Origin of the sequence: Phascolarctobacterium faecium (assembly GCF_003945365.1) — a bacterium.
GTDB lineage: Bacteria > Bacillota > Negativicutes > Acidaminococcales > Acidaminococcaceae > Phascolarctobacterium > Phascolarctobacterium faecium.
Genome location: NZ_AP019004.1, coordinates 239,064 through 263,898, shown reverse-complemented (window position 1 = coordinate 263,898; position 24,835 = coordinate 239,064). Strand labels below are relative to the sequence as shown.

The window sequence follows — 24,835 nt, the reverse complement described above, 5'->3', positions numbered from 1 at the left end:
GTTAGCATAGACTAACTACAATTTATATTTATATCACATTTCACAAATTTGTCAATATGTCTTAGAAAATTAAATTGTAAATCTTGGGTAAAAGCAGGGTTTAAAATAGTTATAAAGGGTGCAGAGAAGGTCTGTCCTATTGCACTTTTAAAATAATCTGGTTAAGTATAAAAAAAGAAAGTTTATAAAGTACAGTTTTATTGCCAAGTAAAATTTGAACGATTATAATAAAGTCAACTTAAAGTATGAAAGCAGGTGTTGACATGTTCAAGAACAAATTAGCGGCCGTTATTATGGCTGTTTTCACAGCCATAACATTTTCTGTTGCGGCTCAAACGGCCGAAGCCAAACCGGTACGGCCAGCTCCGGGACAAGTACTGGTTCCGCCGCAGGTACGTGAAACTGCAGAACTGCAGAAGATCAGTAAACGTTTTGATATTGATGCGTCTGTTCTGCAGACGGAGTTTGACCGGGGCTGGGGTTTTAAAGAGCTGCGCCACGCTGCTCTGCTGTCACTGGCTTCCGGGAAAAATATCAATGAGATCCTGCGTCTGAAAGAGAACAACAGCTGGCCGAGGGTAGAATATTTAACGGGTATCACGCCCAACGATATTAAAGCGGCACGTGACAGAAATGATGCCCGTTATTTTGCGGCTGCACTTGATTTGAAAGAAAGGGACATCCTTCCTTACCTGCGTCAGAATTACGCGCTGAATGATGTGCTGCATGCCGCACTTCTGGCACAAGCTTCTGGCAGCACGGCAGAGAGCATTTTGGCTGCTCATCGTCCGCCGACGCATGACTGGAGTTATGTGGCTTATGAATTGGATGTCAGTCGTGAAAAGTTAGATGCGATCAGGGAAAAAATAGCCAGCGTAAAATGAATTTATTGTTGAAATAGGAAAAGTCTGCTGCTGCCGCGGCAGGCTTTTTTTATTTGTACAGGGTATTGGCAGCAGGTGTGAAAGGTTTTTCTGGTTACAATACAATGGTAATTTTTTATAAAAATGATGATTAGAACTCTATTATGTTATATAATATAAATTGTATTTGTATTTAGATTTTACAAAGGCGGGTCAGTATGAGACTAAGAAAAAAACCATGGATCGAAGAAGCAATGCAGGATTTAAAAGGTGAATATGTTTTGATGCATGATTTGGAAAATTATAAAGGACGCTGGCAGGAACTGTTTCCCGGTAAGCGTTTATGTCTGGAGATTGGCTGCGGCAAAGGCCGCTTTATTATCGGGATGGCGGAGCTGCATCCGGAAAAGGCTTTTATTGGTGTGGAAACGCAACACGATATTGCTTATTATCCCGGTAAAACTGCCAAAGAAAATAAGATGGATAATATCAAGGTCATCTGCGCTAATGCAGAGCATATGGAGGACTGGTTCGAGCCGGGCGAGATCAAAGAATTATATTTGAATTTCAGCGATCCGTGGCCGAAAGCGCGTCACGCCAAACGCCGGCTGACGCATCGTAATTTCTTGGCGAAATATCAAAGACTTTTAGGAAAAGGCGGACACCTGCGTTTTAAAACGGATAACAGAGCGCTGTTCGATTTTTCAGTTGAGGAATTTAAGGAATTTGGCCTGGAGATCATTGCGTTGAGCTATGATCTGCATAACTCAGATTATGATAATGAAGTGCAGACGGAATATGAGCGTAAATTCAGCTCTTTGGGAACACCGATAAATTTTTGTGAAGTGGTATTTTAAGAGAGGCTGTTATGAAGAAACGATTTTTGATCTGGGATAATCCCAAGGATGCGATCATCAGCCTGACTTTACTGCTGATGCTCGTGGGCTGCATCAATGTGTTCAGCGCCAGCTTTGTCGAAGCGCGGGATATGTTTGAGGATGGTTATTATTATCTGAAGCGGTACTTGATTTTTGGCGCAGCCGGACTGATGCTGATGCTGTGGCTGGGATTTCGTGCGCCTTCGTATAAAACGTGGCTCAACGATTTTTGGCTGAAAGCCATCTATTTTGGTGTCGGCAGCCTGCTGCTTTTAGTAGATCTGATCGGTACGACTAATAAGGGTGCTCAGCGCTGGTTGTATGTGGGCGGAATTTCTATTCAGCCTTCAGAGCTGGCGAAGATTGCCGTGATCCTTCTGGGGGCAGCTCTGCTTGGTGAAATGCTGCGTAAGCGTCAGTCGATCAGTCTGCTGAATAAGGATACCGTCTGGCCTTTTGTGGGGACGGTGATCTACGGCATTCTGGTTTTGAAACAGCCGGATATGGGTACGGCGGCTATTATCGTAGCGCTGATGGTGGGTCTGTATATTTTGGCAGGTCTGCGTCTGCGTGAGGTAGTAGGCCTGCTGGGGATTTTAGGCGCAGTGGCGGTGGCAGGGGCGATCATGGCCCCTTATCGGCTACAGCGTGTTAAAGTATGGCTGGACCCGTGGAGCGATGAGGCTAATACGGGCTATCAGATGGTACAGTCGCTGATGTCGATCGGCAGCGGCGGTCTGACAGGTTTGCCGTGGGGACAGGGCAGCGGCAAGTTCTTTTATCTGCCTGAGGCGCATACAGATTTTGCATTTGCTATCTTTTGTCAGGAATGGGGACTGCTGGGTGCGGCGATCCTGATTTCGGTGTTTGTGTTACTGGCTGCGGCATTTTTCCGTATTGCTATGAATACTAAAGATGAACGGGGCTTTATTCTTGTTTCCGGCGTCAGCCTGCTTATCGTGGGACAGGCGGTTGCCAATATGGCAATGGTGTGCGGGCTGCTGCCTGTAATCGGCGTGCCTTTGTCCTTTATCAGTTATGGCGGTACTTCGATGCTGATAACTCTGGCTTCGATCGGACTGGTGCTTTCAGTTTATCGCGACGAGTGTAAACGTGAAAAGCTGGAGCGGCTGTCGCCCGATACACGCAGGACGCAGATGCATGTCGTTTCACCCGCTGAGGGGAGGTGGCAGCGCTGATGAAGAAGTTTTCGCTGCAAAACGGTAAAAAACGTTTTGCCATTATCGGCCTGCTGATCTTTTTTGGTTTTGGAACGGTGTTTCTGCGGCTGATCTGGCTGCAGGTCATTCAAAACGAAGAGCTGGCCAGACGTGCTGCCAATCAGGTTACCGGCAAGGTAACTAAATATTCGCCGCGCGGAGCCATTTTGGACTGCAACGGCGAGGAGCTGGCAGTCAGCATTATGTCTAAATCTCTGTATGTCGACCCGGTCGAGATGCAGGATAACCCGACGAAAAAGGGCGAGAAGCCGGAACGTGACGTCAAGCGGCTGGCCGCTGATTTGCTGGCCGGAGTGCTGCAGATGAAAGCAGACGAATTATATGCTGATTTTACAACAGAAGCCCGCTTCATCTGGCTCAAACGAACGATGGAGCCTAAGGAAGCGGCAGAAGTAGAACGGATCATTCGTGAGAATAAGCTGCCGGGGCTGCATTTTTTAGAAGAAAGTAAACGCTATTATACAAAAAAATCAATGGCGGCTCAGGTGCTGGGTTTTGTCGGTACGGATGATAACGGTCTCAGCGGTATCGAGCTGGCTTTGGACTCGGTAGTCAAGGGTGCGGAAACACAGCAGCAGGAGGTCGTCGATGCGCTGGGGCGCCCCATGGGTGACAGCGGTTTCAATAAAGCCAGACCGCAGAAGATGGCTTCAGTCTATCTGACACTGGACAGCAAGATCCAGTTTGTGCTGGAGGATGCGCTGGATAAGGCGATGAAGGATACGAAAGCCGCCAGTGCGGCGGTCATCTTGATGGACCCGAATACGGGCGCGATTCTGGGCATGGCCAATCGGCCCAGTTTTGACCCTAATACTTTTTATAAATATCCGGCTACCAGCTGGACTAATCGCGCGGTTTCGACTATTTACGAACCGGGCTCGGTTTTCAAGCCGATTGTGGGCGTGATGGGACTGACGGAAAAAATTATTACGCCGACCACGATGATCAATGATACGGGCAGTATTCAGATCGCCGACCGTACGATACGCAATTGGGACGGGGAAGGCATGGGACTGGTACCGTTTCAGGATGTTATAAAATTTTCTATCAATACGGGTATGGTACAGCTGGGGATGCAGCTGGGCGCACAGCGGATGATCGATTACAGCAAGAAGTTCGGTTTCGGCAGTGTGACCGGTATAGAGCTGCCGGGTGAAGAAGAGGGTATCCTTTATAATCCGGATCATATGTATCAGCCGGATATTGCAACCATGTCTATCGGTCAGGGCATTGCCGTAACGCCGCTGCAGATGCTGCGTGCGATCTGCGCTATTGCTAACGGTGGCGAGCTTTTGCAGCCGTATATCATCGATAAGATCGTGATGCCGGATGGACGCGTTCTGCGCCAGGGGCAGAAAAAAGTGGTGCGCCGGGTGATGAGTGAGGAAGTTGCCGCACAGATGCGCGGAATGATGGAGCAGGTTGTCGCCGCCGGTGGTGGTAAAGCAGCAGGGATCAAAGGCTACCGTATTGCCGGTAAGACCGGTACCGCCGAAAAACTTGCGGAAACAGGCGGTTATGCAGCCGGTAAATATATTGCTTCTTTCGTGGGCTTTGTACCTGCTGATAAGCCGCAGTATGCGATGCTGATCATGCTGGATACGCCGCAGGGAGCTTTTTACGGTTCGCAGGTTTCGGCGCCGGTATTCCGCGATACATTGCAGCAGATCCTTGTAGCTAAGGGCATTCAGCCCAGCAGCAGTGAAGGACTGCCGTCATTTGAGCAGCATGTACGGAATAATCCCGCTGTTAATTCGACAGTGCCGCCTCCGGCTAAGATGCCGCAGATGGAGATACTGGCAGACGGTAAGATCAAACTGCCTGATTTCAGCGGGCTGGATATGCGGCAGACGGCTGAACTGATCCAGCAGGGACGTCTGGTACTGGTGCCGCATGGTAGCGGCCGGGCGCGGAAGCAGTCGCAGCCTTCGGGAACAGTAGTTGCCGAAGGTACGAAGCTGGAAATCTGGTTTGAATAAAAACATTTAAATGTATACATTAGGTTGCTGTCAGAGCAGCAGGAAAAAATCTGTCGGCACAGAAGATATACAAGATGGTTCACAGGTATAAGTGAAGAGGAGGGCGTTTATTTATGTTATCAGATATTGAAATTGCTCAGCAGGCCAAGATGCTGCCGATCACTGAGGTTGCCGCTAAGCTCGGCATCGGTGAAGAAGACATTGAAATGTATGGCCGTTACAAGGCTAAATTATCTATGGATCTGATCCGCCGCATGGAAGATAAACCGGCAGGCAAGCTGGTTTTAGTAACGGCTATTACGCCTACGCCGGCAGGCGAAGGCAAGTCGACTACTACCGTAGGACTGGCCCAGGGCCTGGCCAAAATTGATAAAAGCGTTATCGTAGCTTTGCGCGAACCTTCTCTGGGACCCTGCATGGGCGTTAAGGGCGGCGCAGCCGGCGGCGGTTATTCTCAGGTGGTGCCGATGGAAGATATCAACCTGCATTTTACAGGTGATTTCCATGCGATCACATCTGCACACATGCTGCTTTCGGCAATGGTCGATAACCATGTGCAGCAGGGCAATGCTTTGAATATCGACCCGCGCCGGATCGTTTGGAAACGTGTTGTTGATATGAATGACCGCGAGCTGCGTAATATTGTTGTCGGACTGGGCGGCAAAGCGCATGGCGTACCGCGTCAGGACGGTTTTGATATTACCGTTGCTTCTGAGGTCATGGCTATTTTGTGCCTGGCCAGCAGTCTGCACGATCTAAAAGAACGCTTAAGCAAGATCATTGTTGCTTATGATTATAACGGCAAACCGGTTACCGCAGGGCAGATCAAAGCCCACGGCGCTATGGCTGCCCTTTTGAAGGATGCTGTGAAGCCTAATCTTGTGCAGACACTGGAAAATGTGCCGGCGATTATTCACGGCGGCCCGTTTGCCAATATCGCCCACGGCTGCAACAGCGTGATGGCAACTAAGACGGCTATGAAGCTGGCTGATTATACGATTACAGAAGCAGGCTTCGGCGCTGATCTGGGCGCTGAAAAATTCTTTGACATCAAATGCCGTTATGCCGGGTTGAAGCCGGATGCTGTTGTGCTGGTTGCTACAGTGCGCGCATTGAAGATGCATGGCGGGGTGCCGAAGACGGACTTGACTGCGCCGAATGTGGACGCTGTGAAAAAAGGTATCGTCAATCTGGAAAAACACATTGAAAATATTAAAAAATTCGGTCTGCCTCTGGTAGTAGCCATCAATATTTTTGCTCAGGATACACCGGAAGAGCTGGAAGCTGTACGTGCCCATTGTGCTGCACATGGCGTCAATGTTGCATTGTCCGATGTTTTTGCCAAAGGCGGCGCCGGGGGCGTGGAGCTGGCTAAGGAGGTTGTTGCGCTGGCAGAAAGCGGCAAGGCTGATTTTGCTCCTATCTATGCTTCCGAGCTGACCTTAAAGGAAAAAATCGCAACTGTGGCGCGTGAGATTTACGGTGCCGGCGATGTAGTTTATGCTAAAGAAGCAGAAACTGCTTTGAAGGATTTTGAAAGTCTGGGTTATGGCAATCTGCCGATCTGTATGGCTAAGACCCAGTATTCGTTTTCGGATGATCCGACGTTGCTTGGTCGTCCCAGCGGTTTTACCATGACGATCAAAAACTGCAGGATCTCTGCCGGCGCAGGCTTTGTAGTCGTGCTGACAGGTGATATCATGACGATGCCCGGCCTGCCGAAGGTGCCGGCAGCAGAGAAAATCGATGTCAGTGATGACGGCGTCATCAGCGGCTTGTTTTAAGGGGAGTTGTAGCAATGGAAACTTTGTTGATGAAGGGCAAGCCCGTTGCCGATGCATATAGAGAAACTGTTTCAGCCAAGATCACAGCCGCAAAGGAAAAAGGGATCAAAGTTACTCTGGCGATCATTGTGGTGGGAGATGACCCTGCTTCGCATGTTTATAAAGACCGTCTGGTAAAACTGGTAGAAAGTCTTGGCGGTGAAGCCAAGGTGCTGGCAATGCCGGAAACAGCAACACAGGAAGAAGTTATTGCCGCTATCAAAAAACTTAATCATAACCGCTATGTTACCGGTATCCTGCCGATGATGCCGATGCCGAAGCATATCGACGGCGATGCTGTCGGTGCCGCTATCACTATGAGCAAAGACGTGGATTGTTTAAACCCTAAAAGCGTCGGAGAAGTCTTTTTAGGGCGCAGCCGCTGGGCACCGTGCACTCCGCGGGCCTGTATGGCGACTCTGTCTCATTACGGTATTGAGTTAAAGGGGAAAAACGTCGTTGTTGTCGGGCGCAGTAATGTAGTTGGCAAGCCTGTGGCGCTGCTGCTCCTGCAGGAGCATGCTACGGTCACTGTCTGCCATTCCCGGACCAGGGATATTGCGGATGTGCTGCGCGGTGCTGATGTCATCGTTGCCGCTGTGGGTGTACCGGCTTTCATTAAACCTGAAATGGTCAAAGAAGGCGTCGTGATTGTCGATGTTGGTATCAATGCTGTCGAAGGCGGTCTGGTAGGTGACGTTGACCCTGCCGTCAGCGCTAAAGCCAGCGCTTTTACGCCTGTTCCAGGCGGTATTGGCATCGTCAGCAATATGATGGTCATGGATATGTTAAGCAGAAATTTATAAGGCGAGGTAAGTAAGACCGTGAGAAGATTTGTATGGCTGCTTTTACTGATCGTTTTTGTAGCTTTTATTTTTTATAATTCTTCTATGCCGGCGGCAGAATCACACCGGGCCAGTGAACTGGTCGGCTCGATTCTGACCGGTATGGGGAAATGGTTCGGCATTGATGTACCGCAGCAGAACCTGGATTATAATATCCGCAAGCTGGCACACTTTTTGGAGTTTGCTATCCTGGGCGTGATCCTGTGCAATGTTTACGCGGCGTTCGGTGTCAGTCATCGTACAGCGACAGGGTATATTTTGTTTTTAGGTTTGGCAGTAGCCGTTAGCGATGAATATATCCAGCTGCATGCTCCGGGGCGCAGTGCCTTGGTTACGGACGTGATCCTGGATTTTTCAGGGGTCTTTTTTATCTGGCTGACACGTGAGGTCTGGAGCTGGGCCAAGCGGTAGTTAAAATGCAAAAACACTGTTACGTATATACGTAACAGTGTTTTTTGTTATTTGATATAAGCTGCCAGAGTTTCATAGAGCTTCTGCGGGTCGATAGGTTTGGCAATATGGGCGTTCATACCAGCTGACAGCGCATTTTTAATATCTTCTGCAAAAGCGTTGGCAGTCATGGCAATAATAGGGATCGTTGCTGACTGTGGATGTGTACTGCTGCGGATAGCCTGGGCGGCTTCATAGCCGTTCATGACGGGCATCTGGATATCCATCAGGATAGCATCGAAGCTGCCCTTTGCAGATCCAGTGAAAAGCTCTGTGCACTGCAGACCGTTTTCAACGATCGTGACTGCCGCACCCGTTTTTTCCAAAATCAGTTCGGCGACCTTTTGATTGATCGGATGATCTTCTGCCAGCAGAAGCGATTTCCCTGAAAAATCAAAATCAGCACTGCCAAAAGTGTGCGTTGGTTTTTCTACAGGATGTTCAGCTGCAGTATCGAAGTGCAGCGGCAGTGTAACAGTAAAAGTCGTACCTTCACCCTGCCTGCTGGTTACGGAAATCGTACCGCCTTTATAATCGACGATATTTTTGACGATGGCAAGTCCCAGTCCGGAACCTTCGATATGCTTGCTGATGACGTCGCTGCTGCGGAAAAAAGGATCGAATAGATGCTGCAGGCTTTCGCTGTCGATACCGATACCGGTATCGCTGATCGTAAATTTATACCAGCCGAGCCGCTCATTGTCTGAAGGGAGCTCGCAGGCGCTGAAGGTAACAGTGCCACCCGGAGGTGTGAATTTACAGGCGTTGCTGACAAGGTTATCCCAGATCCGCTGCAGCTGTGCGGTATCACCGATACAATTGCAGTGAAGAAGTTCTGCGTTATGCAGGAAGTTAAGGCTGTTTTTATCCATCAACAGCTGGTAACGGCTGCAGAATCTGTCTATTTCTACGGACAAGTTGAACGAGGTACGCGCCAGTTTCAGTTTGCCTTTTTCGATGCGGCTCATATCCAGAATGTCATTGATCAGCGTCAGCAGATGTGACGAAGAGCTTTTGATAATATCGAGATATTCGCTGAGATGCTGACGGTTATCCAGATCGTCCAGGGCCAGATCCGTCATACCGATGATCGCGTTCATGGGCGTGCGGATGTCGTGGCTCATAGCGGAGAGAAAATCTGTTTTGGCGCGGTTGGCTTCCTGAGCCAGATCCAAGGCATTTTGCAGTACGGATCGGGAATTTTTTTCGGCGCTGATGATATCAGTAACATCACATCGGACAAGACAAATCGTATGATGACCTTCGTCGCCCCAAAGGACGTTGATCTGTTTGTTCTTTTCGCTGCCGTCATTAGCAAGATACGGCAGCGTAAATTCGTAACCCTGCGGTTTCTCTGCCAGCCTGCTGAGGATGACCGGCAAAGAAAATTTTTCTGCCGCAGTTTCATCCGCTGCCAGTTTAGTATAAGGAAGGCTGAGCTTGTGCAGTGCTCTGTTAAAGTCCGCGCATTTATAGGGTGACAGATTTTGCAGTACAGATTTGCGGGTATACATTGTAAATTCTTTTGTCACCAGATTGATGATACTGAGCTGCTCAAAGGTATAGGCCAGCGTATTCAGCAGCGCTCGCTGTTCCCGTACGTAGTCTGTGATATCGGCTCGGGCCATACCGACTTTATTCAGCCGCTGATCGATCAGGAATACGATCATATTTTTAGTATAGATATGTCCTTGTTCATCCTTCAGTGAATAATGGAAGGAGTAGGAATTTTCGTGATACAGCCGCCGCTGCATATTGGCGGGATCAAACATTTCCATACAAAATTCCCGATCTTTGGGGACAGTGAAGGTCTGCAGGAAGGCGACGATATTTTCGCTGTAGCTTCCCTGTTCAGGCGGCATTAGATTCGCTTTGCTGTTTGTGAAAAAAAGCTGATAGCTATCGCTGTTGAAATCACAGGTAGCGATAAAATCATAATGGGCGTGCGCCAGATGCATCGATATCTGGTCGTTGATCTTAAATTGTGTCAGATCGAGCACGGAAAGTACGCCGATCGTGTGGCCGTTATCCGGTGATTCTATCATATTGATGACACATTTAAGGTAATGACCGCTGTTATCATGAGGCATACGGATAAAGCATTCTAGTTCCTGACTGTTGATGCCCTGAGCAAATTTTTCCAGCAGCGGGGCATTGAGGAAGGTATTAAGGAAGTGCTCTCGTTCTTCCGGGCTTTCGATAAGAGTGGCCAGCCCCTTGAAAAAGTTCTGGCGCTCGAAACCAAATTTTTGCAGGGGATCGATACCTGTTTTGTCGTAAATACGCAGGATCCTGTTGGCGGTTATATCGCAGTAACCGCTGAGAATTTCGTTAGAAAGCGGATAGTTCTGCTGACGAAGTAAAAGGTCATTGTATTTTTGGCGCAGCTTGTTCTGCGCTTCTATTTCTTTTGTGATATCACTGTAAACTGCATAAATAAGCGGTATTTCGTTTGGGCTTAAAATGAGTGAAGAATTGTTTTTGATCCAGATATAACTGCCGTCTTTTTTGCGCAGCCGGTAGATACTTTCGCAGGTATCAAGGTGCTTCTTGAGATGCTGATTCAATCGGCCAATGATATAGTCAAGGTCGTCCGGATGGACGCCAGCTGTGGCATCGTTTTTGTAAAGCGCGTAAGCTTCGTCAGTGGACATACCTGTCATGGCGGCGAAACCCTCGGAAATATATTCGGGGAGCATTTGTTTTTTTGCCATATCAAAACGGATGACTGCAATGCCGCCAGGAAGATTCTGGACAAGGGTCTGATAAAACTGTTCCAGTTGCTCGGTTTTGCGCGAACTGGTTATTTTATCGGTAATGTCGTTAATAAAAAGCGTGTAAGCAGGCAGACCGTTCCATTCAAGTTCTTTGGCACGGATCTCGTAGCTTTTGCCGTTTGAGAAGGTAAGCTCCTGTGGTTTTTCGATATTTTTGATCATTGATAAAGGGCAGAAGGTGCAGGGAGTCTGTTTGTCGTGCAGGGCGGTGTAGCATTTTTTACCCCAGGCATTGTTTTTACCTGTTAAAAAAAGTTCTACGTTTTCATTGTAATACAGCAGGTCATGGTTCTTTTTATCAATGACATAGATACCCTGGGCCGCTTCGTTGCTGATCTGCTGGAATAATTTGGCTTCATCGGACATACCGGTAAAAACGGCATAAAAGATGCCGTTGATAGCTTTGCCATTCAGATGGACCCATTCCAGTACCTGATCTTTTCGGGTGATACGATAAGAAAGATCAAGAGTGTCACTGCTGATGAACATATGCTGGAAAGCATCGTAGACCCGCTGATAGTCTTCTTTAAAAACCATGCTCCAGGGATTGGCCGCATAATGCTGCAGATCAGCTGCGTCACTGCAGCCGAAAAGTTTAGCAACACCATCGGAACAAAACAGACGCCGGGGATTTTGCATATCATTAAAATCATAGGCAGCAATGCCGCCGGGAATAGAATTGATGACGTGTGCCAGCTCTTCTCGGGCCTGTTTGAAGGCGGAAATATTGTGGAATACACATTGCAGAAGGGGATGTCCTCCGTCTTCGCCTATTTTCCGGGCGTGAACATTGACCCAGACGATGTGTCCGTCGCGATGCTGTTTGCGGAATTCAAAGCTTGCCGATTTTCCGGCTTCCAGTACCTGGCGTATCTTCCGAATGACCATAGCGGCATCTTCCTGATAGATAAGATCAGCAGCATCCTGTTTTATGAGCAGGTCATATTCATCGCGGCTATAGCCGGAAAGAGCGGGTACGCCGTCAGAATAGTAAACCGTTTCAAAGATGTCGGAAACTTTATAGATTGCGACGCCGCCGGGAATAGCGTTAATGATATCCTGGGCATTTAGTTTTTTGTCAAAGCGTTTCATTGCAGATCCTCCCCCTGATAAACAGGACGATAATAAATAATTTTTTATATTAAAATTATAACATTTTTTAAATGAATATAAAAATAAAAAGTTAAATATATTAATCAAGAAAAATATAAAACCTGGATTATTGTTATTTTTGATAACAGCAATCCAGGTTTTATATGTTGTGTGTGAAAATTAAAATAAAGCCAGCCGGGATTTTAAACTATTTTGATGCCCAGCAGTCTGGCAATGTCAGCGGATTGCAGTAAATTGATCTGCATGCCCCGCAGTTCTTTAAAAGTTTCTGAAACAGTAATGCCATCGATTTTGCAGTCTGAAAAATCAAGGTCTTTAAGAGGTGTTTTAAAGAAGTCGGCACCGCTGAAAACTGAAGCTGCTAAAGTAAGTTTCTTCAGGCGTACTTCAGCCCAGAAGGACTCTTTGAAAGAGCAGTTGCTGACGGCAGAGTTTTCCCATTGTGATTTGGAGAAATTGGCGTATGCAAAGGAACTGTCACACAAGGTCAATTCCTTGCAGCAGCTTTGTGAGAAATCGGCACCGTTGCCGCGGCTGTCGGTGATAGTTACTTGTTTCCAAAAGCTTTCGCTGAAATTACAGTTGGAAAAATCACAGTTTTTTACAGCGACTGACAAAAAGCGTGATTGTGAGAAATCACAGCGTGTAAAGCGGCATTTGCTGAACTGGACATTGTGAAAAATGATTTTGCTGAGGTCTTCATTATTCAGAGTTTCATCATGGAAAGACATATCGGAGATACGTCCGTCGTCTTCGCTGCGGGATGCAGCAAGCTGTTGGGTTAACATGTTTTTACCTCGTAATGTTGATGTGTATATTACTACTATAACACATAAGGGGTCGGAATGCGCAAAAATCCCCGGCATTATTAATAATGCCGGGGATTACAGCAGCTTATTTGATCAGATCCATACCAACCTGCAATGCCTGTTTATTTTTTTCTTCAGTGCCTTTCGGTACGCGGTTCAAAACAGCTTTGACCAGCGATTCTTCACTGACGATGCCGGTCAGCTTCACCAAAGCTCCCAGCGCGATGATGTTGGCAAAAAGCGCTTTGCCAAGCACTTCTTTGGCGCTGTGGGTGATCGGCAGCTCGTAGACCTTGCCGCCGAAGTCAGGCACGTCGCTGACGAAAAGACTGTCGGTGATCATAACGCTGCCTGCCGTCAGGTCGTGTGAATATTTGGTAGCTGCTTCCTGGCTCATTGCCAGCAGCAGGTTCGGGTCGGTCACTTTCGGGAAGTGGATCGCTTCATCAGAGATAATGACCTCTGCTTTAGAGGCGCCGCCGCGGGCTTCCGGGCCATAAGACTGGGACTGGATCGCCAGCTTGCCGTCTAAAAGCGCCGCCTCTGCCAGAATGATGCCGGCTGTGATCAGGCCCTGGCCGCCGGTACCGGATAAACGTAATTCCTGTTTCATGATTATTTACCTCCCTGCGCTCTGGCGATCAGCTCGTCGTAGGCTGCTGTATATTCCTGTCTGCCTTCAACCTGATACAGTACGCCGATCGGGAATTTGCCCGCTTTTTGTTCTTCGGTCATTTTATCCCAGGCTGCCAGCGGTACTGCGTGGTCGCGCTGCCATTTCATCATGTCGGCGGGACCGCCCATTTTATTCTGGCGTCCGTAGGAGATAGGGCAGGCAGTAACAGCTTCGATCAGGCTGAAGCCTTTGTGTTCGATACCCTTGGCGATCAGGTCGGCCAGGATCTGGGCATGGAAAGTGGTGCCGCGGGCGACAAAGGTAGCGCCGGCCGCTTTGACCAGCTCGGCTACGTTGAAGTCCTGTTCGATCGTCGCATAAGGAGCCGTCGTCGCTTTGGAGCCTGTCGGTGTCAAAGGCGAATACTGGCCGCCGGTCATACCGTAAATACTGTTGTTGTAAAGTACGACGGTCATATCGATGTTGCGGCGGGCAGCGTGGATCAGGTGGTTGCCGCCGATCGCTGTAGCGTCGCCGTCGCCGGTAACGACGATGACAGTCAGGCCGGGGTCAGCCAGTTTAACGCCGGTCGCTACCGGCAAAGCGCGTCCATGTGCGGAATGGACTGTATTGAAATCTAAATAGCCGGAGGCACGGCTGCTGCAGCCGATGCCGGAAATAACTGCGACTTTGTCTTTATCAAGGTCAAGCTTGGCAACTGCCTTGACGATGGTGCCGGTAACGACACCGTTGCCGCAGCCGGGGCACCAGATATGAGGCAGGCGGCCCGGACGGAAATATTTATCGATCATTGCTTCCATGTTCATAATCAAATCTCCTCTCCTTCTTAGGCCATAGCCTTTTTGATCTCAGCCAGCAGCTGAGCGGGGGTAGCCGGTTCGTTGTCGTATTTTGCGTACAGCGCAACCGGTACCTGTCCTGCGACGACGCGCTCTACTTCCAGTACATACTGTCCGTAGTTGAGCTCGTGCACCAAAATACCTTTGACCTTGGAGGCCAGTTCTTTGATCTGCCTGTCAGCCAGCGGCCAGATCGTGATCGGGCGCATCAGGCCGACCTTGAGACCTTCCCTGCGTGCCATATCCACAGCTTCGTAAGCGGTGCGGGCACCGCCGCCGAAGGCGATAACTGCATATTCGGCATCTTCCATCTGGTAGTTTTCTACCTGGACGATGTCGTCAAGATTGTTGTAAAGTTTGTCATGCTGACGGTTGGTAGCGGCTAAAGTAGCAGCCGGTGTACCTTTCGGGAAACCGGTCTCGTCGTGTACCAGACCGGTGACGTGCCAGCGGTAGCCGCTGCCGAAAGCGGGCATGGCGGGTACAAGGCTGTCGTCGGTAGCGTAGGCTTTAAATTCTTCGGGGCTGCATTCAGGCTGTTTACGTTCTGCCTGCGGGATCTCGCTGTAATCGTTCGGCAGTTCGATCTTCTCGCGCATATGGCCGATAACTTCGTCCATCAGCAGTACAACGGGAACACGGTATTTTTCGCTGAGAGCGTAAGCGCGCAGCGTCAGTTCAAAGCATTCAGGCACGCTGGCCGGGGTCAGGGCAATGAGCCAGTGATCGCCGTGCGTGCCCCAGCGGGCCTGCATCAGGTCGCCCTGGGAAGGAGAGGTAGGCTGGCCGGTAGACGGGCCTACGCGCTGCACGTTGACGATGACCAAAGGGATCTCGGCCATGCAGGCATAACCGATCAGCTCCTGTTTTAAAGAAAAGCCGGGTCCGCTGGTCGCGGTCATAACTTTTTTGCCGGTCAGCGCTGCGCCGATAATAGCGCCCATGGAAGCGATCTCGTCTTCCATCTGGATGAATTTACCGCCGACGAGAGGCAGGCGTTCAGCCAAAGATTCAGCAACTTCGGTAGAGGGTGTGATAGGGTAGCCGCCGAAAAATTTTACACCGGCAGCGATGGCGCCTTCGACCACTGCCTGGTTGCCTTGTAACAAAAGGATTTTGGACATGATTTCAACTCCTCCGTTTTACTTTTCTACAAAAATCGCAAAGTCAGGGCAGCGTGTTTCGCACTGGCCGCATTGGATACATTTATCCTCGGCGACCACCTCTACTTTTTCGATCTCGCTGATTGCCAAAACCTGTTTGGGGCAAAATGCTACGCAGATCCCGCAGCCTTTGCAGCGATTTGTATGGACCTTCAGACTCATAATCGCGACCTCCTTCTTTCTCAAAAACTATCCGCCTTAAGCGGAACAAAAATAATTAGAAAAAATAAATAATAGTTTTCTGTGATTTCAACTCTATTATATAGGAAAGCATCGGCGATATAAAGCCCTAAAATTGTGAAAAAATAAAATAGCAAAATTTTTTGATGAAACAAAGTGAAGTTTGGAAAGATAAATTTGTAAAGTTTGTCTAAAAAACTTATAATAATATATAATAATGGAGAAATAGAAATATTTATTGAAAGGAAGTTTGATTTATGCGCGAAATAGACAAAACCTTACCTAAAGATCAGAGAATATTGCTGGCAGCAGAGGAAGTTTTCAGCCGCCGCGGCTATGTGCAGGCGACTTTAGACGAGATCATTGCGCTTGCGGATACAGGTAAGGGCACGGTCTATAAATATTTCGGCAATAAGGATAACTTATTTTATACACTTGTCGCCAGTAAGATAGAGCCTTTCCTGCAATGCCTGCAGGAGGTGGTTGCTTCAGGTAAAAGCACCAGCGAAAAAATCAGAAGCTATATGCTGGCGCTGCTGCCGTTTCTGCGGGATAATAAGGATCTGTATCGGATTTTATGGTATGAGGTGAGCGGCAATCAGCGCGGCTTTCATCCGGTATTTTTAAACGATGGTTCATGGGAAATGAGTTCTTTGTACGGTGATACTCTGTCTGAAGATGAATATAACCGTATCCTGCGGTACCGCAATCTGATCAGGGAGCAGGTCCTATGTCTGGTGACGATCATCAGCGAAGGTATGGAGACTGGCTTTATGAAGCAGGGGCAGCCTACGATCACGGCTCACCATTTATTCGGCGGGGTAACGATGTCGGTGCTGCACTATGTGGGTCAGCCTGAATTTACCGATGCTGAACTGGCGGATCTGATCGTCGACAGGTTTTTGTACGGGCATGCTGTAAGATAACCTTGGCTTTGGCCGCGGAAGGGTGAGAAAGCTTGGAAAAGAAGCTTTTATTAGAACAATTCAACAAAGATTTTGCCGCGATGCAGCGTGGTATGATGATGCAGTTTGATAAGCTGCCGCTGCCAGTATATGTATTGAGGGTAGAGGCCGATGCAAGCGGACTGCCTCAGGATTTTATCTTTGTTTATGCCAACAGCGCCTGTGCCTCTTTTTTGGGTATCGACGGTAAAAATTATCTTTTGGGAATGTCTTTTAGTGATATTTGGGGCGATAACGGCGCCAAATGGCTGAATATCTATACGAAAACAGCGTTGGAAGGTCTGACCCAAAATATCGAGGATTATAACGAAAATTTAAAAAAATATCTGTCGGTCGACTGCTATCAGCCGATGTACGGCTACTGCGGCTGTTTTATGCGCGACGTTACCCAGCGCCGGGATATGGAACGGCAGCTGTACGAGGAAAAAGAACGTTACCGGGTCGCAATGGAATCCAGTATAGATCTGCTGTTTGAATATGATATCAGATTACAGGTGATGCATTCCTGGAGCAATATAGCGTCTGAAAATTCTCAGGAAAAAACACGGCGCAGTTATATCCCGGATTATCTTTCCGTAGTTATAAAAGAAAATCTTGTCGATCCATCGGATCGGGAGGCTTGGCTGGGCCTGTTGCGCGGTGAACGCAGCGAAGAAGCCCTGGAAATCAGGATGCGCCGTTATATTGACGAACAGGTAGATAACAAGTGGTATTTAGTGCAGGCAACGACTGTTTATGAACAGGGACTGCCGGTACGCGTTGTGGGTACGATGCGCGATATCGACGCCTGGAAACGGATGCAGCAGGAAAAGCAGCTGGTCGAAAGCCTTAATTATGAGATCAATCACGTGCTGGGCGATATTTATTATGCAGTAGTGCATTTTGATCTGGACGCAGGTACTTATCATTTTGTTGAGCTGACCGGGCAAAAATGCGTGGACTATCCGTATAACGGCACTTGTGAGGAATTTCTGGCCTATACCAGAGATGTAGTACCGCGCGAGGACTGGCATAAATTCAGGCAGCGTTTTAATTTACGGGAGATGCGCCGGGTTTTGACTAAAACCGGTGATAAGCTGGAAATGGAGCTGCGTCGCAAAAACGGCGGGGTCTATAAATGGATCAGTCTGATGGTTTCATATCTGCCGGATTACAGCGGTTCGAAAAAACAACAGGCGGTCCTGGTGGCGCGTTTTATTGATGATGAGCGCCGCCGTGAGATGGAACAGCAGCAGGAATTGAAGGAAGCTTTGGTGGCGGCGCATACTGCTAATGAGGCGAAAAGCGCTTTTTTGTCGCAGATGAGCCATGATATCCGTACGCCCATGAATGCGATCATCGGAATGACGACTATCGCCAGGCAGAATATTGAGAATAAAGTCAAAACGCTGGACTGTCTTAATAAAATTGGCAGCAGCTCCGCCCATTTGCTGGAGCTGATCAACAGTATTTTAAGTATGTCGAAGATCGAAAGCGGTAAAGTTATTTTAACAGATGATGAGCTGAGCCTGCCGCAGCTGCTGGAGGATGTACTAAATATCATCCGCCCGATGGCCGGTAAAAAAATGCAAAATCTGCGGCTGGAGCTTGAAGAGCTGAAACATGCGGAGGTTATGACTGACAGTACGCATCTCAAGCAGATTTTGCTTAATGTTTTAGGTAATGCGGTCAAATATACTCCGGAAGGTGGAGAAATCGTTTTGGGGCTGCAGGAGCTTTCCGCAGTGATCCCGCAGCGTTCGCAGTATGTTTTTACTGTCAGCGATAACGGTCCGGGGCTGTCGGAAGAACTGCTGCCGAAAATTTTTGATATGTTTGAACGCGGTGAAGACAGCCGTACAAGTAAAATCGAGGGGACGGGACTGGGGCTGGCAATCTGCAAGAACCTGACAAATTTGATGGCCGGCACTATCGAAGCCGCCAACAGGCCGGAAGGCGGCGCAAAGTTTACCTTAACGCTGCCGCTGCGCTGGCTGGGCGATGATGCAGTAAAACCGCTGCCGGCAGTAAAGCCTGCGGGCAGGAGCGATTTTTCGGGACACCGGGTCCTGATAGTTGAAGATAATGACCTGAATATGGAGATCGCTCTGGAGTTTCTGCAAAGCCTGGGGGTAGTCTGCGAGGGTGCTGAAAATGGCCGGCGGGCAGTGGAAATGTTTAATGCATCTGCGCCCGGTCATTATGAAATGATATTGATGGATGTGCGGATGCCTGTTATGAACGGTTATGAAGCAACCAGGGAGATTCGCAGGCTGGCGCGTGAAGATGCGCGGCAGATACCAATTGTGGCAATGACGGCTGACGCATTTTCTTCAGATATCAAGATGGCGCTCAATGCCGGGATGAACGAGCATCTGAGCAAGCCGGTCAGTATCGAACGGCTGCAGGAAGTACTGGGACAATGGCTGTAACGGCAGGAGAAGCGGTACTGATGTTCTTATTAAAGTAAAACACCCAACGCATAGCGTTGGGTGTTTTTTTGTCAGGTGATCCTGCCTTCCTGCATATATAGCTGGCGGTCGCACATATAATTGATTACGGCTTTGTCATGGGAGATAAAGAGGAACGCCATCTGTTCCTGCCGGCGAATATTTTTTAAAAGCTGTAGGATCTGTGCCTGGACGGAGATATCCAGCATTGATGTCGGCTCGTCCAGGATAAGCAGTTTCGGTTTAAGCAAAAGCGCACGGGCGATACTCAGGCGCTGTACTTCGCCGCCGCTGACCTGATGCGGATAACGGTCCAGCAGGGCAGGTGACAGTTTGACTGTGGCCAGTGCGGCTTCGATAATCTCGCTGCTGTCAGGCAGATCAAATATCTGCAGCGGTTCACGCAGGCTGGCACCCAATTTCAGCAGCGGATCAAAAAAGCTTTCAGGACGCTGCGATATGAACTGTACTTGCTGGCGAAAGGGTTTCAGCTGTTTCTGAGACAGCTGAGTCACGTCCTGCGTCTGAAAGATGATACGGCCGCTGTCTGTCGGCAGAAGCCGCAGCAATACACGTGCCAGAGTACTTTTGCCGCAGCCGCTGGGTCCCATCATACCGACTGCTTCTCCGGCAGCGATCTGCAGACTGCAGCTTTGTAAAACATCGTATTGCCTGCCGCTGCTGCGGTCCCAATATTTTTTAGAAACTTCGACAGCTTCAAGCATAGAGGAAGCACCTCACTTTCGCGGTGCCGCTGTCATAGACAGGCGGGACTTCCTGCAGACAGCGTTTTTGACAGCTGGGGCATCGCGGCGCAAACCGACAGCCGGGCAAATGATCCTGCGGTAATGGCGGCAGGCCAGGCAGCGGCTGAAAGCCGTTTTCCGGCAGTGCTGCCAAGAAAGCCTGGGTATATGGATGGCGTGGGCCGGTAAGGACTTGGGGACCGTATTCGACGATCTGGCCGGCATACATAACGGCGATGTCGGCGCAGATAGAACGTGCCAGCTGTAAGTCGTGGGTGATGATGAGCATACCCAGTGACTGTCTGGTTTTTATTTTCTGCAGATTTTCATAAACAACGCCGCAGGCTGTTTCGTCCAGTCCTTTGGTAGGTTCGTCGGCCAGAAGCCACAGGGGCGAGCAGCAAATACTCATCGCGCATAATACGCGCTGCAGCATACCTCCCGAAAGCTCATGCGGATAAGCGGCGAGTACGCGCTCTGCATCCGGTAATCCGAAAAAGGTCAGCAGCTGTTGCTTGCGCTGGTTGGTTTTATCATTGAGTCCGGCAGTCTGCAGGATATCGTCGAATTGCCTGCCTATTGTGCGCAGCGGGTTGAGCGAGTCGCCGGGATTTTGAGGTATCAGGGCGATTTGCTGTCCGTAAAAACCGGGCAGGGAAGTGTTGTATGCCAGAATATCTGTACTGCGGTAGAAAATATTGCCGCTGCGAGCGACATAATCGGGCAGAATGCCTAAAATAGCCTGCCCCAAAACGGATTTACCGCAGCCGCTTTCTCCGATGATACCAGTGATTTGTTGGTGACGGAAGCAGATGTCAACACCGTCAACGGCCCGAACCAGTCCACCGGGGACAGGAAAGTGCACGTAAAGCTGATGCAGCACCAGATCAAGTGCTGCAGAGTTTAAAGTTACCATTTACGCACCTCATTAAAGCGTACATCCAGTTTGTCACGCATAAATTCGCCCAGATTATTGATAGCGTAGATCAGAAAAAAGATGCAGGCTCCGGGTATCAAAATCAGATGCGGTGAACTGCGGTAATACAAAACAGCATCGCTGACCATCACGCTCCAGTCGGGAGTCGGCGGCTGAACGCCCAGGCCGAGGAAGCTGAGTCCGGCAATGGACAGAATACCGCGTCCCACACGGATAGTGAACAGAATAAGCAGCTTGTTGACAATATTGGGAATGATGTGATGCAGCAGCAGCCGACTGTCACTGCATCCCAGACAGCGCAGACCTTCGATGAAAGGTTCTTCTTTAAGCTGCATGACTTCAGCGCGCACGATACGGGAAAACCCGGCCCAGGAGGTAATGACCAGCGCCAGTACCAGACTTTTGATGCTGGGACCGAAAATGCCGGCAATGGCGATCATAAAGCAGCTGCCCGGAATGCCTTGGAAAATGTTGCTGGCGACAGTGCACAGCATATCCAATTTGCCGCCGTAAAAGCCGCAGAAGAGACCGATTACCAGGCCGACACCAAGCGACAGAATTGCCGAAGCCAGTGAAAGCAGGATCGAAGCACGGCCACCGTAAAGAATGCGGCTGAACATATCGCGTCCCAGAGCGTCAGTACCAAAAAAATGCTGCCAGGAGGGCGGCTGCAGACGGTTTGCCATATCGGGTTCAAAGGGATTGTGTGTAACCAGGAGCGGTGCCAGGATACTGGCGCCGATAATGAGCAGCAGCACACTGGCCGCACAGTAAAATTGCAGGTTTGATTTTTTCATGACCGCTCACCCAGCTTTACCTTGGGATTGAGATAAGCGATCAGCAGATCGACCGTTACCATCACCAGGATCAGCGTACAGCCGCTGACCAGAACATAAGCCTGCAGCACCGGATAGTCACGGTAGCGGATGGCTTCCAGTGCCATGCTGCTGATACCGGGGATAGCAAAAATGCTTTCGGCTATTACAGAACCGCCCAGAACGCTGGCAAAATAATTGCCCAGCAGAGCGATGACGGGGATAATGGCATTAGGCAGGGCATAACGTGTGAGCAGGTTGAATTTATTGATGCCACGTACTTTGGCGACCAGAAAATACTGACGGCCAAATTCTGTCAGCAGTGCGCCGCGCATAAAGCGGCAGACAGTGGCCATGGTGGCAAAAGCCAGAACGAAAGCCGGCAGCAGGAAATATTTCAGGCTGCCCGTACCGCTGGTGGGAAGCCAGCGCAGCTGTTCGCTGAAAATAAGGATCAGGATCAAAGCCAGCCAGAAACCGGGAATCGAGAGCATGACATTAGTAAGGTTTTTGACGAAGTTATCAAAAAAGCTGCCGCGGTAAACTGCACAGATGCTGCCTAAAAAGATACCGCCCACACCTGCCATCAGCAGCGCGAGTACAGCCAGCTCCAGCGTCACAGGCAGGCGCTGCACGATCTCGGCGGCAATGTCGCGGCCGGTGATATAGCTGCTGCCAAGATCGCCCTGCAGAATTCCCATCAGCCACAGACCGTAGCGCAGCCACAGTGGTTTATTCAAACCAAGTTCTTCGCGCATCGCTTCGAGCTGTTCTTCGCTGGGGGCATATAATCCGTCCTGATTCAGGACAAATTCAGCCGGATCGCCGGGTGATAAGACGCCCAGTATAAAAGCCAGCAGGCTGATGCCCAGCAATACGGGTACAGCAGTCAGGATTCTTTTACAGCAATAACTAATCATCAGTCTATCAACTCAATTTCTGCTAAATTAACGCCGTAAACCAGCGCATCATAATTTTTTAAACGTTTGCTGTAAGCAACGATGCTGCGGTCGTTGAATAACGGTACTACAGGCTGGTCTTCGATGGAAATAAGCTGCAACCGATCATAAATGGCACGGCGTTTATTTTCATCTGTGCAATGCTTGGCCTCCTGCAGTAAAGCTGCGACCTCATGATTTTGGTAAGCCAGGCAGCTGATCTTATTGCGGCTGCCGTCCGGCATCATAAAAGTATAAAAAATACTGTAGGGGTCGCCGTTAGGCAAGCCCTGCTGTACGCGGGCAATGTCATAGTCGCCTCGGCGCATCTGCCGGGCCATGGTGGCATATTCCAGCGATTGGATCGTCACATCGAGGCCAATGCTTTGCAGCCAGTATGAGATCAGTTCTGCTTCGCCTTTCTGCAGCGGTTCGCCGCCATTGATGCAGTAGACCACTTCGCAGCGTTGTCCGCCTAATACTTCACGGGCCAGTTTTCGCGCCTTTTCGGGGTCATATTCTACCGGATAGTCTTTATAATAAGGGCTGGTGTAGTTCAAAAGATTGGCAGTTGGTTCGGCATAGTTTAAATATAATGCCTGGACCAGATCTTTTCTGTCGATCGCCAGGCTGACGGCCTGACGCATACGTACATCGTTAAAAGGAAATCTGCTGCCGTTCAGGGCCAAAAAGCGGATCATCGTCGATTTATTGGTCGATATTGCAAAACGGTCATCCTGTTTGATTTCCTCAGCCAAAAAGGGCGGAATGGCGTTGATGTCCAGAACTCCTAAAATTTCGCTGGCCTTTAAGGCCGCATAACGGACGTCGGGATTGGGAATATTCCTGACTACTATCTCGGGCACCTTTGCTTTAGTGCCGTAATAAGTATCGCTGCGGGTAAGGCGGACATATTTGTTCAGTACGTTTTCAGTGATCTTATAAGGCCCTGTACCTATAGCGAAGCCCTGAAAATTGCCGTCGGGAGCAAAGCATTCCGGGGCATAGACAGGGCTGCCGAAGTCGATCATTTTATACAGCTGGTTGACGTTGGGCTCGGCAAAAAGGAATTTTAAGGTGTAATCGTCGATTTTTTCGTAACGAATCAGCGACGGATAAAAGGTTTTGATATCCAGACCATAAAAAGAGGAACGTTTGACGCCTAATTTCATCCGCTCAAAGTTTTTGATAACGGCATCGGCATTAAAAGGGCTGCCGTTGTGGAACTGTACGCCCCGGCGCAGATGGAAGATCCATTCTTTGCCGCCGTCCTTCATCTCCCAGCCTGTGGCCAGGCAGGGTTTAGGCAGGCCGTTTTCATCTTTGGTGATCAGTGGTTCCCAAACGCCTAAAATCTTGCTGCAATAGTAACCGTCTTTTTCGCCTGGGGCCAAATGTCTGCCGGCAGCTAAAACAACGGCGCTGTTTTCAGCTGTGATATTTTTTTCCTGTTCTGAGGCAGTTTGCTGCACGCCGCAGCCGCCAAGCAAAAGCACGGCTGTCGTAAGCAGCAGTAACAGGGGCTTATAAAAATGTTTCATATTTTCATCCCAGATTTATTTTTTTACAGAAATAATAACAGTAGTGCGCGGCTGGCTGATCGTATATCGTCCGTCTGTAAAAGCTGCCTGTCCGGTAAAGGCCTGCAAAAGCTTTGCCTGCTGCTCATGAAAGATTTGCGCAGTCAAATCAGCCTGCATTTCCTGACTTACATCAGCCAGGTCGAGGAAACACTTCTTTTTGGGGTAAGTTAGAAATTCTACGTTGGCCTGCAGACCAAGCCGCCATAAAAGCAGCGGCAGCAGCTGATAGTCAGGACATTCAGGGCAGGACACGCCGTTTTTCTGATAAAGGCTGTAAAAGAACGGCCGCTGGATAGTTCTGACGATGATAAAGCCCTGGGTACTGTAAGCGTGCATTTTCAATAAAGCGCTTTTTATGTCGCGGATACGGTAGAGTGAATTGACACTGACGATGTAGTCGAATATAGCGTCAGTTGTAAAATCTTCCCATTTGCCTGCCTGCGTGCGAATATTGCCGATACCTTCGGCAAGCCGCCTCTCTTCAAGCACAGCCAGCATGGCAGGTGAAAAATCAAGACCGAGGATCTGCTGAGAATATTGTGCCATCAGCAAAGTGAAATTACCGCTGCCGCAGCCTATTTCCAAGATGGTTTTATTCCTGCCCAGAAGGCCGGCCAGTTTATCGGCAATCAGGCCGGTATCGTGATTGAGATTATATTCCTGTGTATATCGCGGCGCCAGCCGGACCCAAAAATCATTTTCTGCCTGGTCATTGAATTTGCGGTTGTCGGTATCGCCGGCAGCGTTCCAGCCAAAGGTTTCCTGCCAGACTGCGTTGAAGTCGATATCGGTGAAATTAAGCATAGCGGTAACTGCCTCCTGCTA

The 24,835-nt window shown here is 49.2% G+C and carries 21 protein-coding genes; 9 read left to right on the top strand and 12 right to left on the bottom strand.

What is annotated here, in order from left to right; translation table 11 throughout:
* The first annotated feature begins 263 nt into the window (after nt 1–263).
* The 7 genes from PFJ30894_RS01210 to PFJ30894_RS01180 all read left to right on the top strand — a co-directional run bounded on the left by PFJ30894_RS01210 (nt 264) and on the right by PFJ30894_RS01180 (nt 8,040).
* On the top strand, nt 264–884 hold the full coding sequence (locus PFJ30894_RS01210; RefSeq protein ID WP_125668825.1) for a hypothetical protein: 621 nt from the start codon (nt 264–266) through the stop codon (nt 882–884).
* Nucleotides 885–1,081: 197 nt separating this feature from the next.
* A complete protein-coding gene (gene trmB / locus PFJ30894_RS01205) occupies nt 1,082–1,720 on the top strand; it encodes a tRNA (guanosine(46)-N7)-methyltransferase TrmB (protein ID WP_021719102.1) in 639 nt (212 codons plus the stop codon).
* Between the two features lie 11 nt (nt 1,721–1,731).
* Entirely contained in the window at nt 1,732–2,940 is a 1,209-nt protein-coding gene (locus tag PFJ30894_RS01200) for an FtsW/RodA/SpoVE family cell cycle protein (protein WP_125668824.1), read from the top strand.
* On the top strand, nt 2,940–4,961 hold the full coding sequence (locus PFJ30894_RS01195; RefSeq protein WP_125668823.1) for a penicillin-binding transpeptidase domain-containing protein: 2,022 nt from the start codon (nt 2,940–2,942) through the stop codon (nt 4,959–4,961). The genes PFJ30894_RS01200 and PFJ30894_RS01195 overlap by 1 nt, the downstream gene beginning before the upstream one ends.
* Before the next feature lie 113 nt (nt 4,962–5,074).
* The gene (locus PFJ30894_RS01190; RefSeq protein ID WP_125668822.1) at nt 5,075–6,745 is read left to right on the top strand and encodes a formate--tetrahydrofolate ligase; all 1,671 of its coding nucleotides are present in this window, start codon (nt 5,075–5,077) and stop codon (nt 6,743–6,745) included.
* A gap of 14 nt (nt 6,746–6,759) precedes the next feature.
* A complete protein-coding gene (locus tag PFJ30894_RS01185; protein ID WP_125668821.1) occupies nt 6,760–7,590 on the top strand; it encodes a bifunctional 5,10-methylenetetrahydrofolate dehydrogenase/5,10-methenyltetrahydrofolate cyclohydrolase in 831 nt (276 codons plus the stop codon).
* A gap of 18 nt (nt 7,591–7,608) precedes the next feature.
* Entirely contained in the window at nt 7,609–8,040 is a 432-nt protein-coding gene (locus PFJ30894_RS01180; RefSeq protein WP_125668820.1) for a VanZ family protein, read from the top strand.
* Nucleotides 8,041–8,087: 47 nt separating this feature from the next.
* Here PFJ30894_RS01180 and PFJ30894_RS01175 read toward each other — a convergent pair whose 3' ends face one another.
* The 6 genes from PFJ30894_RS01175 to PFJ30894_RS01150 form a co-directional block, all read right to left on the bottom strand.
* The gene (locus tag PFJ30894_RS01175; RefSeq protein ID WP_125668819.1) at nt 8,088–11,948 is read right to left on the bottom strand and encodes a PAS domain-containing hybrid sensor histidine kinase/response regulator; all 3,861 of its coding nucleotides are present in this window, start codon (nt 11,946–11,948) and stop codon (nt 8,088–8,090) included.
* A 203-nt stretch (nt 11,949–12,151) separates the two neighbouring features.
* The gene (locus PFJ30894_RS01170; RefSeq protein ID WP_167456996.1) at nt 12,152–12,757 is read right to left on the bottom strand and encodes a pentapeptide repeat-containing protein; all 606 of its coding nucleotides are present in this window, start codon (nt 12,755–12,757) and stop codon (nt 12,152–12,154) included.
* 106 nt (nt 12,758–12,863) lie between these two features.
* A complete protein-coding gene (locus tag PFJ30894_RS01165; RefSeq protein WP_021719094.1) occupies nt 12,864–13,391 on the bottom strand; it encodes a 2-oxoacid:acceptor oxidoreductase family protein in 528 nt (175 codons plus the stop codon).
* Nucleotides 13,392–13,393: 2 nt separating this feature from the next.
* The gene (locus PFJ30894_RS01160; protein WP_044492193.1) at nt 13,394–14,215 is read right to left on the bottom strand and encodes a thiamine pyrophosphate-dependent enzyme; all 822 of its coding nucleotides are present in this window, start codon (nt 14,213–14,215) and stop codon (nt 13,394–13,396) included.
* Nucleotides 14,216–14,241: 26 nt separating this feature from the next.
* On the bottom strand, nt 14,242–15,378 hold the full coding sequence (locus PFJ30894_RS01155) for a 2-oxoacid:acceptor oxidoreductase subunit alpha (protein WP_125668817.1): 1,137 nt from the start codon (nt 15,376–15,378) through the stop codon (nt 14,242–14,244).
* A gap of 18 nt (nt 15,379–15,396) precedes the next feature.
* Complete coding sequence (locus PFJ30894_RS01150; protein WP_021719091.1) at nt 15,397–15,579, bottom strand: 4Fe-4S binding protein; 183 nt, start codon at nt 15,577–15,579, stop codon at nt 15,397–15,399.
* Nucleotides 15,580–15,854: 275 nt separating this feature from the next.
* Between PFJ30894_RS01150 and PFJ30894_RS01145 the strand changes: the two genes are divergently transcribed.
* Both PFJ30894_RS01145 and PFJ30894_RS01140 read left to right on the top strand, forming a co-directional pair.
* On the top strand, nt 15,855–16,523 hold the full coding sequence (locus PFJ30894_RS01145; RefSeq protein ID WP_113077516.1) for a TetR family transcriptional regulator: 669 nt from the start codon (nt 15,855–15,857) through the stop codon (nt 16,521–16,523).
* A 32-nt stretch (nt 16,524–16,555) separates the two neighbouring features.
* The gene (locus tag PFJ30894_RS01140; protein ID WP_125668816.1) at nt 16,556–18,973 is read left to right on the top strand and encodes a PAS domain-containing hybrid sensor histidine kinase/response regulator; all 2,418 of its coding nucleotides are present in this window, start codon (nt 16,556–16,558) and stop codon (nt 18,971–18,973) included.
* Between the two features lie 71 nt (nt 18,974–19,044).
* On the opposite strand, the gene PFJ30894_RS01135 is transcribed toward PFJ30894_RS01140, so the two are convergent.
* From PFJ30894_RS01135 to PFJ30894_RS01110, 6 genes are read right to left on the bottom strand one after another with little or no spacing between them, the layout of a single operon-like run.
* Nucleotides 19,045–19,716, bottom strand: a complete 672-nt coding sequence (locus PFJ30894_RS01135) for an ABC transporter ATP-binding protein (RefSeq protein ID WP_021719088.1) — start codon at nt 19,714–19,716, stop codon at nt 19,045–19,047.
* The gene (locus tag PFJ30894_RS01130; protein WP_125668815.1) at nt 19,709–20,653 is read right to left on the bottom strand and encodes an ABC transporter ATP-binding protein; all 945 of its coding nucleotides are present in this window, start codon (nt 20,651–20,653) and stop codon (nt 19,709–19,711) included. The genes PFJ30894_RS01135 and PFJ30894_RS01130 overlap by 8 nt, the downstream gene beginning before the upstream one ends.
* A complete protein-coding gene (locus PFJ30894_RS01125; RefSeq protein WP_021719086.1) occupies nt 20,647–21,471 on the bottom strand; it encodes an ABC transporter permease in 825 nt (274 codons plus the stop codon). Before PFJ30894_RS01125 ends, PFJ30894_RS01130 begins: the two co-directional genes overlap by 7 nt.
* Complete coding sequence (locus PFJ30894_RS01120) at nt 21,468–22,409, bottom strand: ABC transporter permease (protein ID WP_125668814.1); 942 nt, start codon at nt 22,407–22,409, stop codon at nt 21,468–21,470. The genes PFJ30894_RS01125 and PFJ30894_RS01120 overlap by 4 nt, the downstream gene beginning before the upstream one ends.
* On the bottom strand, nt 22,409–23,968 hold the full coding sequence (locus tag PFJ30894_RS01115) for an ABC transporter substrate-binding protein (RefSeq protein ID WP_125668813.1): 1,560 nt from the start codon (nt 23,966–23,968) through the stop codon (nt 22,409–22,411). Before PFJ30894_RS01115 ends, PFJ30894_RS01120 begins: the two co-directional genes overlap by 1 nt.
* Before the next feature lie 15 nt (nt 23,969–23,983).
* Nucleotides 23,984–24,814: a class I SAM-dependent methyltransferase gene (locus PFJ30894_RS01110; RefSeq protein WP_125668812.1), complete on the bottom strand. Its 831-nt coding sequence runs from the start codon at nt 24,812–24,814 to the stop codon at nt 23,984–23,986.
* Nucleotides 24,815–24,835: the final 21 nt, after the last annotated feature.

Coding starts and splice junctions, on each gene's coding strand:
- PFJ30894_RS01195 (WP_125668823.1), top strand. CDS start 2,940: ATGAAGAAGTTTTCGCTGCAAAACGGTAAAAAACGTTTTGCCATTATC.
- PFJ30894_RS01145 (WP_113077516.1), top strand. CDS start 15,855: ATGCGCGAAATAGACAAAACCTTACCTAAAGATCAGAGAATATTGCTG.
- PFJ30894_RS01190 (WP_125668822.1), top strand. CDS start 5,075: ATGTTATCAGATATTGAAATTGCTCAGCAGGCCAAGATGCTGCCGATC.
- PFJ30894_RS01200 (WP_125668824.1), top strand. CDS start 1,732: ATGAAGAAACGATTTTTGATCTGGGATAATCCCAAGGATGCGATCATC.
- PFJ30894_RS01110 (WP_125668812.1), bottom strand. CDS start 24,814: ATGCTTAATTTCACCGATATCGACTTCAACGCAGTCTGGCAGGAAACC.
- PFJ30894_RS01125 (WP_021719086.1), bottom strand. CDS start 21,471: ATGAAAAAATCAAACCTGCAATTTTACTGTGCGGCCAGTGTGCTGCTG.
- PFJ30894_RS01170 (WP_167456996.1), bottom strand. CDS start 12,757: ATGTTAACCCAACAGCTTGCTGCATCCCGCAGCGAAGACGACGGACGT.
- PFJ30894_RS01115 (WP_125668813.1), bottom strand. CDS start 23,968: ATGAAACATTTTTATAAGCCCCTGTTACTGCTGCTTACGACAGCCGTG.
- PFJ30894_RS01120 (WP_125668814.1), bottom strand. CDS start 22,409: ATGATTAGTTATTGCTGTAAAAGAATCCTGACTGCTGTACCCGTATTG.
- PFJ30894_RS01130 (WP_125668815.1), bottom strand. CDS start 20,653: ATGGTAACTTTAAACTCTGCAGCACTTGATCTGGTGCTGCATCAGCTT.
- PFJ30894_RS01185 (WP_125668821.1), top strand. CDS start 6,760: ATGGAAACTTTGTTGATGAAGGGCAAGCCCGTTGCCGATGCATATAGA.
- PFJ30894_RS01210 (WP_125668825.1), top strand. CDS start 264: ATGTTCAAGAACAAATTAGCGGCCGTTATTATGGCTGTTTTCACAGCC.
- PFJ30894_RS01150 (WP_021719091.1), bottom strand. CDS start 15,579: ATGAGTCTGAAGGTCCATACAAATCGCTGCAAAGGCTGCGGGATCTGC.
- trmB (WP_021719102.1), top strand. CDS start 1,082: ATGAGACTAAGAAAAAAACCATGGATCGAAGAAGCAATGCAGGATTTA.
- PFJ30894_RS01135 (WP_021719088.1), bottom strand. CDS start 19,716: ATGCTTGAAGCTGTCGAAGTTTCTAAAAAATATTGGGACCGCAGCAGC.
- PFJ30894_RS01175 (WP_125668819.1), bottom strand. CDS start 11,948: ATGAAACGCTTTGACAAAAAACTAAATGCCCAGGATATCATTAACGCT.
- PFJ30894_RS01160 (WP_044492193.1), bottom strand. CDS start 14,215: ATGGAAGCAATGATCGATAAATATTTCCGTCCGGGCCGCCTGCCTCAT.
- PFJ30894_RS01165 (WP_021719094.1), bottom strand. CDS start 13,391: ATGAAACAGGAATTACGTTTATCCGGTACCGGCGGCCAGGGCCTGATC.
- PFJ30894_RS01155 (WP_125668817.1), bottom strand. CDS start 15,378: ATGTCCAAAATCCTTTTGTTACAAGGCAACCAGGCAGTGGTCGAAGGC.